We start from the raw sequence: 16,858 nt of genomic DNA, 5'->3' as shown, positions 1-16,858 counted from the left end.
ATGGGGTTTCCCTCTTATGTTTTCGTTCGGATATTTAGATGGGAAAATGAATGTATCGAACATTAGGTTTATTTATTATTTAGTTCAACACTAGTTATCTATACAGCCTCTCATATATAACCAATACCATTCCACTAATCGCCCTATATACGCGTGTGTCTATAGCACTGCGTAGGGTTACTCCTGCCTAAGTGAGGCCATCATGTTTAACTCAGCCAGACTATTAGATATCCTATCCATACCAGACCTGCTCCAAAATAAAACGCTTCCTATTGTCAGAGCCGTTTATTCAGCACCAGATAAGTCACGCATCACTTGCATAGGTCGTAGGCTATCAACCAAACTCTTTAATGCGTTGGATACCGTGTGTGATTATTTTTATTGTCATGAGGAAATATCGTCATCACATCCAACGATAGAGCTATTCCTAACGCATATGCGAGAGGTCTATGGATTGCACCTCATCCATGAGAAAGATCTCGATAGTGATGTCGGTGACGAATTGGCCAGGGATATCAATAACGCGCTGTATGCGTTTCTAAGAGAGTTCAAGAGTAAGGTGCACCGTAAGCGCCTAGAGAACCTCAAACGCGTTGAATGCCGCAATCAGCTCAGTATAGAGACGTATGTTACTAGCCTATTCGACCAGCATGCCAAGCTATTAGTCATCCGATTGGATATCGGCTATCACGAAGACTACTACGATCAGTTAACGTTAGCCATCGTGACGAATGACCTGCGATGTTACCTTCTGCATATTCCCACGCATGGCGATCGCTCAATAACATTCATGCCGATCACGTAATAACATCCATGCCGATCACTCAATAACATCCCACGCCGATCACTTTTTACCCTCGATGGGAAACCATGATCGGCATCCATGTTATTGGTGACTTTTTCTCCCCGCTTCGTTAAACCCGCACTTTCCCATCTGCTCCAACAGAGGAACGTGCATGTCTGCGAGGCCTATCACTGTGAGAAAACTCAAAGAAATTCTTCGCCTTAAATATCAGGCTCAACTGGCTCATCGGCAGATCGCCCTCAGCCTGCATATCTCTCCTAGCACCGTATCCTATTACCTCAACCGGGCGGCTCAACTGGGTATCATGACCTGGCCCCTGTCTGAGTCCTGGGATGATGTCTCCCTGGAGCGCGCATTTCTCAAGACCTGCTCTGTCCATAAAACTCAGCACAAACCCACTCCCAACTGGGCCTTGTTGCATCAGGAACTCAAAAAACCAGGTCAAAAAGGCGTGACCCTCGAGCTGCTATGGCAGGAGTACGCCGAGCGCCATCCAGGCTCCCACTACAGCTACAACCACTTCTGTCGGCTCTATAAAGAGTGGGCGGCGCTGCTGCAACCCTCGATGCGGCAGACCCATATTGCGGGCGAAAAACTCTTTGTCGACTACTGCGGCCAGACCATGCCCATTGTCGATCCGCATACCGGCGAGATCCTTTACCGGGCCCAGATCTTTGTCGCCGTGCTGGGGGCCTCCAACTACACCTTTGCCGAGGCCACCCGCTCCCAGCAGCTCGATGACTGGGTGATGAGCCACAAGCGCGCTTTCGAGTTCTTTGGCGGTGTGCCGCAATTGGTGGTACCTGATTGCCTCAAGAGTGCCGTCAGCGTGGCGCGCAATACCGATCCGGATCTCAACCCTACCTACCAGATGCTGGCGGCCCATTTCGGTACGGCGATCATGCCCGCGCGGCCCCGCAAGCCGAAGGATAAGTCCAAGGCGGAGGTGGGCGTGCAGATCGTCACCCGCTGGATCCTGGCGGTGCTGCGTCATGAAACCTTCCATAGCCTGGCCCAGCTCAATCAGCGAATGGGTGAACTGCTGACCCGGCTCAACCAGAAATCCTTCCAGAAGCTGCCTGGCTGCCGTGCCTCACTGTTTGCCGAGCTCGATGCACCGGCGCTCAAGCCGTTGCCGGATTATCCCTATCACTACACCAAAGTAGTGCCGGTGCTGGTTGGTAAGGACTACCACGTCGATCTGGAAAAGCACTATTACTCAGTGCCCTATGCCTTGCAGGGCAAGCGGCTGGAGGCGCATCTGGCCGAGCATACCGTCACGCTGTACCACGCGGGCAAGATCGTGGCCGAACACCAGCGGAGTCATCACAAAGGCCAGCACAGCAGCCTGCGTGAACACATGCCCGCGCATCATCAGGCACTGCTGGAGTGGTCGCCAGAGCGACTGCTTGGCTGGGCGGCGTCCATCGGCCCCTACACCACGCATTGGGTGGATGGCTTTATCCGGCAGGCAGAGCATTCGACGCAAGCGGTGCGCCCTTGCCTGGCCTTGCTGGGGCAGAGCAAAACCTATGGCAAGGAGCGGCTGGAAGCGGCCTGCCTCCGGGGGCACCTGACCGGCGCCAACCGGCTGCACAACATCCGCAGCATGCTCAAGCATGGCCTGGAGGAGCAACAACTCATTGCCAACGAGCGACAGGATCCGCTGCAAGACATCCGTCATGACAATGTCCATGGCGAGCACTACTTCCACTAACCCCACGGATCAGGAGAAGCCGATGCAATTACACCTCGATGAACAACTAAGCCGCCTGCACTTGAGCGGCATGAAACAGGCTCTGAACCAGCAGCAGGCCCAGAGCATGCTGTACCTGGATATGGGTTTTGAAGAGCGGCTGCAACTATTACTGAGCCATGAGCTGGTGCAGCGGGAGCAGAGGAAAACCAACCGCCTGGAGAAGCAAGCCCGGTTCCGGCTAGCCGGACAGGTGGAGCAGCTCGACTATCGGGCGGGTCGAGGCGTGAGCAAAGCGCAGATCCGCCAACTGCTGGAAGGACACTGGCTGAGTCATCAACAAAACCTGCTGCTAACGGGCGCGGCAGGCTGTGGCAAGAGTTACCTGGCGTGTGCCCTGGGCCGTTACTTTATCCGGCAAGGAGTGGGCGTGCGGTATTACCGGCTGAAAACCCTACTTGAAGAGATGCGACTGGCCCAAGCGGATGGCAGCTATCCGAAACTGCTGGAGCGGGTAAGCAACATAGGGGTACTGATCCTGGATGACTGGGGCATGGAGATGCTGGACGCGAGCGAACGCAGCAACCTGCTGGAGATCATCGATACCCGCTACGGCAACGTCTCAACGATAGTGGCGAGCCAATTGCCGGTGGAGAAGTGGTACGGGATGATCGGAGAGGCAACCTTCGCCGAGGCGATCTTGGACCGACTGATCCACAGAGCGGTGCGCGTGACCTTAACGGGAGAATCGATGAGAAAACAGGGCGCCAACTTGACCGATGCCGATCAGGCGGAGTAAAAGGAAGACGCTATAAACGCGGGCAGAAAAAAAGTGATCGGCATGATGTTATTGGCTGATCGACATGATGTTATTAGCCAACAATGGAGGTTGGTGTGTATGGCAATTTGTATCTCGAAGCTACTGGAATTGCAGGGGCGTCTCTACGAGGCTGAGCAAGACTATGACCTCCTGTGCAAAATATTTGATGAGTTGAGATCTCTGTTCAATGCATCCGCTGCTAGCGTGGTACTGGCCCCCCGACAAACCCCTGAGGATGCTATCGTCTGGACCAAAAGCTATTCTCGCTCTGATCTGGCCTTTTATTTTGAACGCATGGCCGATGATGTTTTTCTCAACACCTATATGCAGCACATGCTGGTTGGCAAGGCGGCCATCGTTGATCAACTCTTGAACTTTGAGCGCATCGACAATCCAGTGTTCAGGGAAGAGATGGTGCCGCGTTTTCAAGCTCGTTATGCCCTGTGCATTCTGGTTCCTCTGAGTACCCGGGACGAGTTTGCGATCACCCTCCATCGGGATAAGACTCAACCCCCTTTCACTCCGGCTGAGCAACAGATGTTGCAATGGCTCTCCAACGGACTTGGCTGTTGGGCCAGAAGTTATCGTCGACGTCAGAGGTTCAATGAGGAACGTATACTACTGACGGCACTGCTGGAGCGTGATAATCGCCCACGCGCTGTAGTGGATCAATATGGGCATCTACAACTGACCAATCGTGCCATGCAGCAGGCGCTGGGTGAATATCACATCACACAGAACCCTGTTGACCATCAACTGGTCATTCCTTCTCGCTGGCTACCTCTTTGGCGGGAATCGTTGAGCCGTGGAACTGAAGGGCGTCTTGTTCTGTCTCTGTCAGAGTCTCATCAGGTGATCCTCGAATGGACTCCACTGCCAGAGCCCAGCGGATGGTTTGAATTGATGTTGATTGATCCTCGATGGGAGCATGAGCGGCACCTGCAACGTATGGAGCTACTTTATTGTTTGACTAAGAGCGAACAGGATGTACTTACCCTGCTCTCGCGTGGTCTGACCGGAGCAGAGGTCGCTCGCCTTCGAGGGGTCTCTTTGGAGACTGTAAAAAGCCAAATAAAAACACTGTTGCATAAAACCGGCACCAATAATCAAAACGATCTACTTAACTTGCTGTTCAATATATCTCATTAAGCACTGAATCGCCCCCAGTTCCCTAGACACCTCATAGCCTTAAAATGAGGCAACTATTGGAGGTGTTATGACCCGTCAGCGTTATCCAGAAACATTCAAAATCGAAGCCGTTAAACAAATCACCGAGCGCGGACGGCCGGTGGCTGACGTTGCACGAGCCCTTGGGGTCTCCAGCCACAGTCTGTATACCTGGCTCAGGCAGTACGGTAAGCCTGCTGACCAGCAGCTCGAAGAGTCTGCCTTGCAAGCCGAGATACGCCGCCTGAAAGCCGAACTGCGCCAGGTCACCGAGCAGGGCGGGAGCACACTTTGTTGATATTTTAACCAAAGAATAACTGAGCCCGATAGTCGTCATTCCAGCCGGCTCTTTTTAGCTTGTTTCTCTGACTTCGAGCACCACAATTGCTCTGTTTTACGATATTCAATACGAACCGCCGGAATAGCGCCATATTCTCGACCGCATCCTCCATCGCTATCCTGGAAGCATCCTCGTTGAACACCACATCAAGAATGTAATGCTGGCTGTTCTCTATCCGCCAGTGCTGCCGTATATAGTGCCCTAGCAGCTTGTGCTTGGGGGATAACGAGCTGACATAGTAAGAGGTATCTACCGTTCCTTTTCCGTTGGCGCTGCGGTGACGCTCAACGGCAATGATGCTGCGGATTGTCGGCCATTTCTCCGTCAACTCTGGCGGTAATTTGGCTTTTAATTGAAATACATAACGCTCTTCCTGGCGGCCATGTCCACTCTCTTTGTGCTCGACGACAATCTTCTCTTTCTGGGCGTCAAACAGTGACTGGAATTGCGATTGAACCGCTTGATACAGCTTCGGTTGATTATTCTTGACCTGTACCACTACATGAGCCTTCTTCTCGCTGATTTTCTCCAGTGTCTCACGCTGACAATGCAACGCATCGAGTGTGACAACGGCTCCTTTTAGCTCAAGAATGTCCAGCATATCTTTGACGGTTTCGATTTCCCCCTTCTTGTTAGGGGTTGCTTTCTGGCTTAACACCAGCCCATTTTCGGTATCGTAAGCCGTGACCAACTGAAGCGCATCCTTGGCATTTCCCCGAAAGGAGCCGCGTAACACCTTGCCATCAAAGGCAATGATGGGTTTGCCCTGATGAGTGCGCTGTTCATTGACCCAGCACAGCAACGCTTCAAGCAAGGTATCGATGACAATGCAGCGCAGAATGCGGGCAACCGTGTGACGCCGCGGGATGCCGTTGGCAAAGGGGCGATGCTGACGGAGCCAATCGATCTTTGAATCGCCATAGGTTTCGATGTCATTCCAGCCCTCGGCACCACTCATGATGGCACTGATGACAAGGAACATGACATCAACCAGGTTATGTTTACGATTGATCTCAGAGCGAGTTTCTTCGACAAGGGTAAGGTGTTCAATCAACGTCATAGCGCGTGCCTCCTGCATGGAGACGCGATTAGATCACAGACGATCTGCCTGTTCAAATTTCATTAACAAAGTGCGATCCCGCCCTGGGTCACCGAGGAGCGCAATATCCTAAAGGAGGCCGCCGCGTACTTTGCCAGCGAGTCAAGGAAAGGTACGCGTTCATAACCTCCCGACTCGACCGGTACAGTGTCGTTACCCTGTGCCAGACCTTGGGGGTTCACCGAAGTGGCTTCTACGCGTGGTTGAAACAGCCCGTATCGCCACGACAGCGGGAGGACGAACGACTGACCGGATTGGTCAAGCAATCCTGGCTGGAAAGTGGTGCTGTCTACGGTTATCGCAAGATCCATCGCGACCTTCGTGACGGGGGAGAAGCCTGCGGCAAGCACCGAGTGGCCAAATTAATGAAGCGGGAAGGGCTGCGTTCGCAAACGGGCTATCAACGCCGCAAGGGGCATTATGGAGGCAAGAGCCCACTGGTTGCTCCAAACACGCTGGCACGTCAGTTTAAGGTGCCAGCCCCCAACCTCTCCTGGGTGACTGACATTACCTACATCCGTACTCAAGAAGGGTGGCTGTACCTGGCGGTGGTGCTCGACCTGTTCTCTCGCCAGATCGTCGGCTGGGCGATGAAATCACGCATGACGGCAGACTTGGCGGTTGATGCGTTATTGATGGCCGTCTGGCGGCGCAAGCCCAAGCAGCCGGTACTGGTGCATTCGGATCAGGGCTGCCAGTTTACCGGTGGCGAATGGCAGGACTTTCTGAAGACCCACAACCTGAGTTGCAGCATGAGCCGACGTGGCAACTGTCACGACAATGCTGTCGCCGAGAGCTTCTTCCAGTGGCTCAAACGGGAGCGGATCAAGCGCAGGATTTACGCGACAAGAGACGAAGCCCGCAGCGATGTGTTTGATTATATCGAGATGTTTTACAACCCAATCAGGCGTCATGGTTCCAATGATGGGCTGTCGCCGGTAGAGTTTGAAAGGCAGTTTATTTTTCAGCAACAGAGTGTCTAGAAAACCAGGGGCGATTCACCGCTATTTTCTCTCCCCTCACACGCAACCGCTCCCCCGATAGGGGGATGCGGTTTGTTCACCAGGAGCCTATAACCAACACAGTCGTTAAAGCGGCCGATCAAGTATTACAAGGGGTCTGTCGATGTATCTGCCATGGATGACAGCAAGCAATATAAAAAGTCAGGGACTGGGGGACGTATGAAACTTTTTACTAAATCATGGCTGGCAGCAAGCATCATTACCGCACTTGCCGGTTGTGGTGGCGGAGACAGTAGTGGTGATAGTACAACGCCACCAGAGACTAAAACCACGCTTCAGATAAGAGCAATTGATGGTGTGTTACAGGGTGCTCTGGTGTGGGTCGATCTTAATGGAAATAGCCTGCGTGATGCAGCAGAGCCTTTTGCCAAGTCAGATAGCGAGGGGAGAGCACTGTTCACTCTTGAGCCAGGCCAATTGAGCGCCAATGTGTATGTGGAAACCATTCCCGGTGAAACAGTAGATCTGGAACGGGGACCGGTTGACACCGCTTTTACTATGGTTGCTCCTGCAGGCTCAGGCAGCAGTGGTACAGTAAGAATCGTATCGCCTCTGACCACGTTACTGCATCTCGAAACACTGAAATATAACGATCCGGTACAGGCCCGGGAGGTGCTGGCCCAGAGGCTTGGCATTTCCTCGGCCATGCTGGATGCAGACTTTGTCGCATTGGGAGATGGGCGGGCACTGTTTATTGCCAAAGTGATCGCCGATGCTCTGCCAGCCTCGTTGCCAGCAGAGGCAGACAAACAGGATGTCCTGCTTTTGGCGCTTAACAATAAAACCGGTGAAGCTACAGCTATTTACGACAAATTGACGGATGAACAAATCACTGTTCAGGGCAATCCCACCCTGAAGAGTGAAATCGACTACAACACTCATAAGGCAACATTCACCATCGAGTTTTCCACCCGTAAAACTGAGGGCGGTGTCGAGGTAAGCCAGGGGACCAAATATTACTGGGATAAAAATGCCAACGATTATGAGAGATACAATGGTACGCCACTGATCGCTACCACATGGAGCCTGGAGACCACACGTAAAGCTGACGGAACTATCGAGCGCTATGCCAAATGGGAACATGACTTTAACAAGGATGGCGAGCGAAACTTCAAGGGACAATCGCTGAGTGTAGGGAATGACACCAAGTGGGTGGAATATTTTGACGAGGACACCAACTGCAAAGAGCTGAATGAATATCAGTGCAATGATCCCACCCGGATAAATGAAGGGCGAGACCTGCGAGCTGAGTTCGCAGCACAGGATTACAGTACTATCGATTTTGTTCAGATGTGGACGAAAACGGGCAATGCCACAGGCCACGACATCGAGATGATTGAGTACAAAACCGATGCCCCGACTCGTAACTGGTTCAAGCTGGACAATCCGGGACAACCCGGTTTCCGCCGGTTGGAGCATTACGTTAAAGACTCTGATGGTGTACGTACCACATATGAGAATGATTGGAACGCTGATGGCACCATCAATCAGCGAGAGTCACTGCTCAGCCGCCAAAATGGCACGACACGTTATGAGTCTGGCAAAATTGTCTGGGCCAACCCTCTTGATGACTCGTTCGAAGAGTATGCTGATTACAACTTCCACACTGGCACTCGTTTACCTTACTGGTACGAAACTGTAGTCGAACATGTCCCCTTGGGAGATGGGCTGCAACAGTTAACCACCGAAGGGAAGCGCTATTTGCTGGATGAGGAGAAACAGCTGCGCAAGATCGATGATACGCACCCGGATGGCTACCTGTTTCACCAGTACAAAGCAAAACAAAAAGAAGTTTCTGCCGACGAGCATCAGATCCATGTTACCTGGCAGCACATTGCGCTGGATGGATATGACTTCAACCGTGACGATATTGGCCAAGAGTTCAAGGTCATGCGTCGTCACAAAGTTGATGGGGATGCAATGAAAGGGTGGTGGATAGGGCATAACTATGCCGAGTGGGGTAGCCAAGAGGTGCTCGATCTCCCAGGTAAAGTTCTCGCGCTGCTGGCACAAGGTAAGAGTTTTGCACAAATTACTGCTGCTGAGCTGCCCGGATTGGGGGTTTATGACCAAGTTGCGCTGTCTGGTCCTCTGTTTACCACCGCGTTCAAAGGCTACCTGGTGACAAACGACGGCTGGCTTGGTGCCTCTGGCAAACAAAAAATGACAGTGAATGGTCAGCGTGTCGGCACACAGGACCTGTTGTTACAACAGGCGGGGGGCATGACTTCTCTGGTACTCCTGAAAGGAATAGGTTCGGAACCCTGTGCCTGGTGGACCTGCTGGGAGCAACGTATTACTTCGCTTGACAGTGTTGACCCGGTGAAAGGGATCATGACATTTCGCCGCTGGAGTGACACGGATCCACTCACAACACTGTACCTGCGAGAAGTGGATGCTGATGTAGCCATGGCCCCTTGAATTGCCAAGGAGGCGATATAAACGATGTGGCAACGGGGCTCGCGAGGGCCCCGTTATGCATGTGTTACGGACTACATCTCTGGCGCTGTGGTTGCCACCCTCTGAGGCAGGTCACTGAATCGGGGGCACTGACGTGGTTAAATGGTCGGCTCACATCTTGCCGGATATTGCTGTGACCATGCCATCTGACCTTCAGCCGCTGCTCGCTTGGCCCGACTATTTGCAGGCATCCTGGCTGCGCTGCGCCCACCAGACCAGTGCCACCCTCTGGCATCCGCCCCACAGCGCCAAGGGGCAGACCTTGCAGAGCCTGCGCCAGCGCAAGCGGGACCTGCTCACCACCGGCGAGATGGCCCTCGAAGATCTCTACGAATTTATGGAGGGGCGCCCCTGCGCTCTGCTGCTCACCGACGAGAGCGGCTGTGTGCTGGCCCGCACCGGCCACCCCGACACCCTGCGTGAGCTGGCAGAGCTGGGGTTTGGCCCCGGCGCCTTTTTCAGTGAGGGGCGCATCGGCACCAATGCCATCAATCTGGCGGCGCTGGAGGGAGTACCGCTCTGCGTCAGCGGCCCCCAGCACTTCAACCAGACCCTCCACCCGTGGCACAGCTGCGCCAGCCCGGTTTACAACAGCAATGGCCGTCAGGTCGCCATCATCGCTTTGATCTGCAAGGTGGAGGAGGCGAGCGCCGGCGATCTGGCGCTCACCGTCAGCGCGGGGCGCGAGCTGGCCCATCTGCTGCAGATGGAAACCCTGATGCAGGAGTCCCAGCACCACCTGAGTGAGCTTTATGTCCTGCTCGATGGTATGGATGACGGCGTGCTGGCCTGGGATCCGCAGGGTCGGCTGCGCTACCTCAACGCGCTGGCGGCCCACCGGCTGCGGCTCGATCCGGCGCTCTGTCTCGGCCAGCAGCTGGAGCAGCATCTGCTGTTGCCCCAGCGGTTGCAGCTGGCCATCAGGGGGCAGACGCCACTGAGTCATGTGGAGGTGACGCTGGAGCGGCTCGGCGCGCAGGAGGGGGAGTTTATCAATGCGCTGGTGAGCCTCAAGCCGCTGCCGGGGCCGGAGGGGGTCAGCTTTATCGCCCTGCTGCACCCGGTCGATCGGCTGCGGGCCATTCACCAGCTGCGCCAGACGGTGCCCGAGCTGTCGGCGCTGGTGGGCGAATCGAGCGCCATGCGCAAGCTGCTGCGCTATGCCCGGCAGGCGGCCCAGAGTCAGGGGCCGATCCTGCTGCGCGGCGAGGAGGAGGTGGGCAAGGCCCAGCTGGCGGAGGCGATCCACTTTGGCAGCGAGCGGGCCGCCGGGCCGCTCATTACCCTCAACTGCAAGGCGCTGCCAAGCGAGCGGATGGCGCTGGAGCTGATGGGCTCCGACGAGGCGGGGCAGGAGCGGGCGGGCAAGTTCGAGCTGGCCCACGGTGGCACGCTAGTGCTGGAGCAGGTGGAGTGTCTCTCTGCCCCCATGCAGGCGGCGCTGCTGCAACTGCTCAAGACCGGTCGCATCCAGCGCTTCGATTCGGCCCGTATCCTGCCGCTCAAGGTGCGGATCATCGCCACCAGCAGCGCCCCGCTGGAGCAACTGGTGCAGGAGGGGCTGTTTGGCCGCCAGCTGCTCTATGCGCTGCAGGCGTGCGAGCTCTGGCTGCCGGGGCTGCGGGAGCGCGCAGCGGATCTGCCGGGCCTTATCAGCCAGCAGCTGGCGGCGCAGGGGCGCGAGCCGGTGCGCCAGTTCAGTCCGGCGGCCCTCGACTGTCTGCTCGCCTATCCCTGGCCCGGTAATCTGGGGGAGCTGCGCAGCGCCGTCGAGCATGCCCTGCTTCATGCCGGTCAGGGGCAGATCCCGCCTGAGGCGCTGCCTGCCGCCATTCGTCACGGCTATCAGCAGGTGGCGGACGAGGTGGTGGGGCAACCGCTGCTCACGCTTGCAGAGCTGGAGCGGCAGGCCATTTTGCGCTGCGCCCACGCCTGCAAGGGGCAGGTGAGCCAGATGGCCCAGCATCTTGGCATCAGTCGCACCACCCTCTGGCGGCGGCTCAAACTGCTCGAGATCGATCCCGCCGACTATCACGGCTGACGGTTATTGAGGCCGTCGCCAAGCAGCCCGTAGAAAATGAAACGTCCCCGCAGTTGCGGGGCCGTGTTATATGGCAAGGTCAGCGGTGGCGCGGTTACAGCCCCAGCTGGTGGGCGGTGACGATGGCCGCCAGCACATCCTCGGCGGTGACCTTGAACGGCATGTTGTGGATGGTCTCCCCTTCGGCGGTGGAGGCTTTGGCCACCTCCATCAGGCGCGCCATATCCAGCTCCTTGACCCCCATCATATGCAGGTTGGTCGGCAGACCGATCGAGCGGCAGAAACCCAGCACTGTCTCGATCTCCGCCATCGGCGCGTTCTCCAGCACCAGTTGCACCAGGGTACCGAACGCCACTTTCTCACCGTGGTAGAGGTGGTGACAATCGGCGAGCTGGGTCAGGCCGTTGTGGATGGCGTGGGCGGCGGCCAGTCCGCTGCTCTCGAAGCCGATACCGCTCAGATAAGTGTTGGCCTCGATGATGTTCTCCACTGCCTTGGTGCAGAGCCCCTGTTCCACCGCCAGCTTGGCCTTGTAGCCATCGGCCAGCAGGGTCTTGTAGCAGAGCTCGGCGATGGCCTGCGCCGCCAGCGTGGAAGCGCCACCGGCCATGGTCTGGCAACCGGAAACCTTGTTGGCCCGCGCCTCGAAGTAGGTGGAGAGTGCATCCCCCATGCCGGAGACCAGCAGCCGCACCGGAGCGCGGGAGATCACGCCGGTATCCATGATGACCATGTTGGGGTTGGTCGGGATCATCAGGTATTCGCTGAACTGCCCTTCCGGGGTGTAGATGACCGCCAGCGCGCTGGTCGGCGCATCGGTGGAGGCGATGGTGGGGACGATGACCACAGGCACCTTCTGGTAGAAGGCGACCGACTTGGCGGTATCCAGCGTCTTGCCGCCGCCGATGCCGATAATGACGTCAAACGGGGTCTGCTTGCAGTGCGCCAGCAGGCGGTCGATCTCGGGGCGGGAGCACTCGCCATTGAAGCAGTCGAACTCGGGTTTGATGCCCGCGCCGTGGAAGCTGGTGGCCACGGTATCGCCCACCAGCTTGGTGACGAAGGCGTCGGCCAGGATCAGTGGCTTGCTGCCGAGCGCCTTGACGTAGTTGCCGATATTGGCGAGGGCCCCGTTGCCTTGTACGTATTTGCTGGGGCTGATGATAATGCGGTCCATATTTTATCCCTCTCTTTATGAATTAAGACTTCTCTTAAAACTTACAGGGGCGAAGGGGCGGCTGTGCCGGGGACGCCTTCGTCTTCTTTTTACTTGCACGAAAGTGGTGCTGCACAGGCTCAGCGAGCGAGTGCAGCGCCTTGAAACAGTGGCGTGCGGCGTCAGTCGCCGAAACGCTCGGCGGCCAGCTGCTGGAAGCAGGTCAGTGCGGCGTTAGCGTCCTCTCCGCGCGCCAGCAGGGTGAGCATGTCGCCCTGACGCACGTTGAGCATGGCGAGCCGGGTCAGGCTGCGGGGGTTGGCCTCTTTGTCCCCCTTTTGCAGCTTGAGTTCAGCGGCAAAGGGTTTGAGGGCGGCCACCAGTCGGGCGGCGGGGCGCACATGCAGGCCGTGGGGGTTATCCACCACTACCTCGCAGCGCAGCCAGCCGTCGTCGGCAACGGGGGCTGTCTCCGTGGCGGCCTGCGCCGCACTTGCAGGCAGCATCGCCTGTTTCGGGCCAAGGGCGCCGAGCGCCTCGGCGGCCACCTCATCCAGCGTCAGGCCGGAACCGGCCGCCACCACGGCGGCCAGGGTGCCCTCGACCAAGGGGGCCGGGCAGAGCCGTACCCGGGCGCTTAACTCGGGGGGCAACAGTTCGAGGGCGGTTTCGGCGCTGAGCAGGGCGCTGCCCAAGTCCATCAGTACCAGCACGCCGCTGCCGTCATCCGCTTCTTCAATCGCACTCATCACGGCGATGGCATCGGTGCCGATGGGGTGGTCGGGGTCATCGACCCCAGCCGCCAGCAACAGTTTCGCCGGGCTGCCGAGCTGGTCGGCCAGCGCTTTCAATCCGGCCGCCAGCATGGCGCTGTGAGAGACAACTACGATTCCGATCATGTCACAACCTCGCTCTGTCACGCAGGGCGGTCAGCAGCAGCAGGGTCGAGGTGGCCCCGGCATCCTGATGGCCGATGCTGCGCTCGCCAAGATAGCTGGCGCGCCCCTTGCGGGCCTGCATCTGGATGGTGGCCTCGGTACCGGCAGCGGCGGCGGCTACTGCCTTGTCCAGCGCCTCGTTGAGCGGCAGCTCTTGCTGTTGGGCTTGTTGCAGGGCCGCCAGTGCTGGCCACCAGGCATCGCACATGGTCTTGTCACCCGGCTCGGCGCGGCCGCGGGAGACGATCCCTTCGACCCCGTCGCTCAGCATTTTGCACAACTGGCTGAGGCTCAGGCTCTGGCAGGCATCGGTGCTGGCCGCCGCCCGGATAAAGAAGGTGCCGTAGAGCGGGCCGCTGGCACCGCCGACCGAGGAGAGCAAGGTCATACCGGTGGTTTTCAGCACCTGACCGATATCCTTGTCCGCCACCGCGGGCAGCTTCTCGGCCACTTTAGAAAAGCCGCGCTGCATGTTGAGGCCGTGGTCGCCGTCGCCGATGTCGGTATCCAGTGCGGTGAGGTAGTCACGCTGCTCGGTAAAGATGTGTTCGCAGTCGAGCAGCCAGTTGACGATGTGATGCTTGCTTAACATGGGTTCTCCTTAGCAGCCGCGACGCAGGGCGGGGGTGTGAACGGGGGCATCCCACAGGGTCATCAGTTCATCATCCACCTTGAGCAGGGTGATGGAGATGCCGGTCATGTCGAGGGAGGTGCAGTAGGGGCCAATCAGGTTGCGCACCAGATGGATGCCCGCCTCTTCGCACAGGGTGGCGAGGCGACCATAGACGCCATAGAGCTCGGAGATGGGGGTGCCGCCGAGACTGTTGACCAGTGCGATGACCCGATCGCCCTTGTTGAGCGGTTCGATAAAGGTGTGCTCTTCCTGCCAGCTGCCGGAGGCTCTGTCCCAGTGACGCAGGGTACGGCCATAGGGGGTGTTGTCCGCCAGCTCGCTGAACATGTCATCCACCAGGGTATTGAGGTCGGTGAAGGGGCGGCGCGCTATACCGGGTTCGCCGTGGATGCCCACGCCAAACTCCATCTCGTTGTCCGCCAGAGTGAAGGAGGGCTTGCCGGCGGCAGGCACGGTACAGGCGTGCATGGCGACGCCTATGGTGCGGCTCTGGTTGTTGATGCGACGGGCCAGTGCCTCGCAATGGGCCAGGTCATAGCCCGCTTCGGCTGCGGCCCCCACCAGTTTTTCGCACAGCACGGTAGTGGCAACGCCACGGCGACCGGCGGTATAGAGGCTGTCTTTGACCGCCACGTCGTCATCGATCAACGAGAAGCCCACCTTGACTCCATCGCCGTGCAGCAGCTCGACCGCGGTCTCGAAGTTGAGCACGTCGCCTGTGTAGTTCTTCACCAGGAACAGCACGCCCGCGCCGCCATCAACGGCCTGACCGCACTCGTACATCTGATCCGGAGTCGGCGAGGTAAAAATCTCGCCGGGGCAGGCGCCATCCAGCATCCCTTTGCCCACCAGACCGCCGTGCATCGGCTCGTGGCCGCTGCCACCGCCGGAGACCAGCGCGACCTTGCCCATCACGGGGGAGTCGGCGCGGGTGATGTAGTGGGGTTCGATACGTACCTTGAGCTCGGGATGGGCGGCGGCCATCCCCATCAGTTGTTCACGGACCACGGCATCGACGGCATTGATCAGTTTCTTCATGGCTCACTCCTTGGCTTGCCACCGCACGGGTGGGCAAATGGTTGATGGAGCCAGTCTAACGACAGAAAGAAGGATAAAAATGACGGTCGGTTTGGTTCGGATTTGAAACAGCAGAGGGGGTATCAGCGTTTCAATCTGAAACGATGCGGGGCAAACGGGCGGGAAACTGTTAGCGGTCTCACAGCCATGAAAAAGGGCCCCGCGGGGCCCTTCACTATAACCGGAATAAACGGACGAGTTAGATGGCCCAGCCACCGGCATAGAAGATCACCAGCGCCAGGGCGATGATGACGGTGCCGATGTTCAGCTTCTTCCACTCGGCAGCGAAGATGCGGCCAACGACCAGTGCCACGAAGCCCAGCATGATACCGGTGACTATATTGCAGGTCAGTACGATGAAGACGGCGCACAGCATGCCGGCGAGGGCATCGACCGAATCGCTGAAGTCCAGCTTGGTGACGTTGCCCAGCATCAGAAGACCGACGTACATCAGGGCCGGTGCGGTGGCGTAAGCCGGTACCAGATAGCTCAGCGGGGAGAGGAAGATCATCAGCAGGAACAGCACGCCGACCAGCGCAGCGGTCAGGCCGGTCTTGCCACCTGCTGCGGTACCTGCGGCAGACTCGATGTAGACGGCCGCCGGAGCACCACCCACCACGCCAGCGACCATGCTGCTAACGGAGTCGGCAGTCAGTGCCTTGCCGCCGCTGATGATGTGGCCACGTTCGTTGATAAGGCCCGCCTGACCGGCTACGGCACGGATGGTGCCGGTGGCGTCAAACACGGCGGTCATTACCAGCGCCAGCACGGTGGGAATCACCACCGGATTGAGGGAGCCCAGCAGATCCATGCTGCCTACCAGCGAGCCTTTTTCACCGGTCAGGCTCGGCATGGCGAAGAAGCCCTGCCAGGTCACTTTCGGATCGAAGATGAGACCGAGGATGGAGATGGCGATGATCACCATCAGGATGCCGCCCGGCACCTTGCGACGCTCCAGACCGAAGATGGCGGCCAGACCCAGCACCGTCATGATAACCGGGAAGGAGGTCACTTCACCCAGTTGAACCGGCAGACCGGCACCTTCGTTCTTGATCACCATACCGACGCCGTTGGTGGCGATCAGCAGCAGGAACAGACCGATACCGATGCCGGTGCCGTGGGCGATGCCGGAGGGGAGGTTATCCAAGATCCACTGGCGTACGCCGGTGACGCTGATCAGGGTAAACAGCACACCCATCAGGAAGATGGCGCCCAGCGCGACCGGAATGCTCAGTCCCTGACCCAGTACCAGACTGAATGCGGTAAAGGCGGTGAGGGAGATGGCGCAACCTATGGCCATCGGCAGCTTGGCCCATAGACCCATCAACAGGGAGCCGAAGGCGGCGATCAGGCAGGTTGCCACGAAGACGGGGCCCTGCTCAAAACCAGCGGCACCCAGCATGTTCGGCACCACTATGATGCTGTAGACCATGGCCAGGAAGGTGGTCAAACCGGCCAGCAACTCCTGGCGGACAGTGCTGCCACGCTGGGTGATGGAGAAATAGGAGTCCAGAAACCCGCTATTGCCGGTGCGGGCCGTCATTTCTTGCGTTGCCATAACTCATCCTGAATGTGTGAAGGAAATCGTTTGCGTAATGGCGCG

12 protein-coding genes and 2 pseudogenes are annotated in these 16,858 nt (G+C 57.7%); 8 read left to right on the top strand and 6 right to left on the bottom strand.

Annotation, left to right across the window (positions count from 1 at the left end; genetic code table 11):
• The first annotated feature begins 202 nt into the window (after positions 1-202).
• From C3F36_RS23705 to C3F36_RS02995, 5 genes and pseudogenes are all read left to right on the top strand, one after another.
• Entirely contained in the window at positions 203-805 is a 603-nt protein-coding gene (locus tag C3F36_RS23705) for a hypothetical protein (RefSeq protein ID WP_233759701.1), read from the top strand.
• Between the two features lie 151 nt (positions 806-956).
• Entirely contained in the window at positions 957-2,522 is a 1,566-nt protein-coding gene (gene istA, locus C3F36_RS03010; protein ID WP_043851823.1) for an IS21-like element ISAs27 family transposase, read from the top strand.
• Positions 2,523-2,544: 22 nt separating this feature from the next.
• Complete coding sequence (istB, locus tag C3F36_RS03005; protein ID WP_043851824.1) at positions 2,545-3,300, top strand: IS21-like element ISAs27 family helper ATPase IstB; 756 nt, start codon at positions 2,545-2,547, stop codon at positions 3,298-3,300.
• 99 nt (positions 3,301-3,399) lie between these two features.
• Positions 3,400-4,470: a LuxR C-terminal-related transcriptional regulator gene (locus C3F36_RS23560; protein ID WP_043852304.1), complete on the top strand. Its 1,071-nt coding sequence runs from the start codon at positions 3,400-3,402 to the stop codon at positions 4,468-4,470.
• A 67-nt stretch (positions 4,471-4,537) separates the two neighbouring features.
• Positions 4,538-4,765 (top strand): annotated as a pseudogene (locus tag C3F36_RS02995) (transposase); the annotation flags it as partial.
• Between the two features lie 25 nt (positions 4,766-4,790).
• Here C3F36_RS02995 and C3F36_RS02990 read toward each other — a convergent pair.
• On the bottom strand, positions 4,791-5,888 hold the full coding sequence (locus C3F36_RS02990) for an ISAs1-like element ISAs1 family transposase (RefSeq protein WP_010676219.1): 1,098 nt from the start codon (positions 5,886-5,888) through the stop codon (positions 4,791-4,793).
• An 87-nt stretch (positions 5,889-5,975) separates the two neighbouring features.
• On the opposite strand from C3F36_RS02990, the pseudogene C3F36_RS02985 reads away from it, so the two are divergent.
• From C3F36_RS02985 to dhaR, 3 genes and pseudogenes are all read left to right on the top strand, one after another.
• Positions 5,976-6,910: pseudogene (locus tag C3F36_RS02985) on the top strand (IS3 family transposase); the annotation flags it as partial.
• Positions 6,911-7,063: 153 nt separating this feature from the next.
• Positions 7,064-9,370 carry a hypothetical protein gene (locus tag C3F36_RS02980; protein ID WP_043850357.1) on the top strand — a complete coding sequence of 769 codons (2,307 nt, stop codon included), beginning with the start codon at positions 7,064-7,066 and terminating at the stop codon, positions 9,368-9,370.
• Between the two features lie 178 nt (positions 9,371-9,548).
• Positions 9,549-11,450, top strand: a complete 1,902-nt coding sequence (gene dhaR / locus C3F36_RS02975) for a dihydroxyacetone kinase operon transcriptional regulator DhaR (RefSeq protein ID WP_043850361.1) — start codon at positions 9,549-9,551, stop codon at positions 11,448-11,450.
• A gap of 94 nt (positions 11,451-11,544) precedes the next feature.
• Here dhaR and C3F36_RS02970 read toward each other — a convergent pair whose 3' ends face one another.
• From C3F36_RS02970 to C3F36_RS02950, 5 genes are all read right to left on the bottom strand, one after another.
• On the bottom strand, positions 11,545-12,627 hold the full coding sequence (locus C3F36_RS02970) for a glycerol dehydrogenase (protein WP_104454442.1): 1,083 nt from the start codon (positions 12,625-12,627) through the stop codon (positions 11,545-11,547).
• Positions 12,628-12,788: 161 nt separating this feature from the next.
• Positions 12,789-13,505, bottom strand: a complete 717-nt coding sequence (gene dhaM / locus C3F36_RS02965; protein WP_075112817.1) for a dihydroxyacetone kinase phosphoryl donor subunit DhaM — start codon at positions 13,503-13,505, stop codon at positions 12,789-12,791.
• 1 nt (position 13,506) lies between these two features.
• The gene (dhaL, locus tag C3F36_RS02960) at positions 13,507-14,136 is read right to left on the bottom strand and encodes a dihydroxyacetone kinase subunit DhaL (protein WP_075112818.1); all 630 of its coding nucleotides are present in this window, start codon (positions 14,134-14,136) and stop codon (positions 13,507-13,509) included.
• Between the two features lie 9 nt (positions 14,137-14,145).
• Positions 14,146-15,216, bottom strand: coding sequence for a dihydroxyacetone kinase subunit DhaK (dhaK, locus tag C3F36_RS02955; protein WP_043851210.1), 1,071 nt, complete (start codon positions 15,214-15,216; stop codon positions 14,146-14,148).
• A gap of 238 nt (positions 15,217-15,454) precedes the next feature.
• Positions 15,455-16,813 (bottom strand): NCS2 family permease, encoded by a 1,359-nt coding sequence (locus C3F36_RS02950; protein WP_042648085.1) that lies wholly within the window; start codon positions 16,811-16,813, stop codon positions 15,455-15,457.
• Positions 16,814-16,858: the final 45 nt, after the last annotated feature.

This window comes from Aeromonas sp. ASNIH2 (assembly GCF_002934795.1).
Lineage (GTDB): Bacteria > Pseudomonadota > Gammaproteobacteria > Enterobacterales > Aeromonadaceae > Aeromonas > Aeromonas caviae.
Note: the sequence above shows the minus strand (reverse complement) of the source record. Positions and strands in the feature narration are given on the sequence as shown.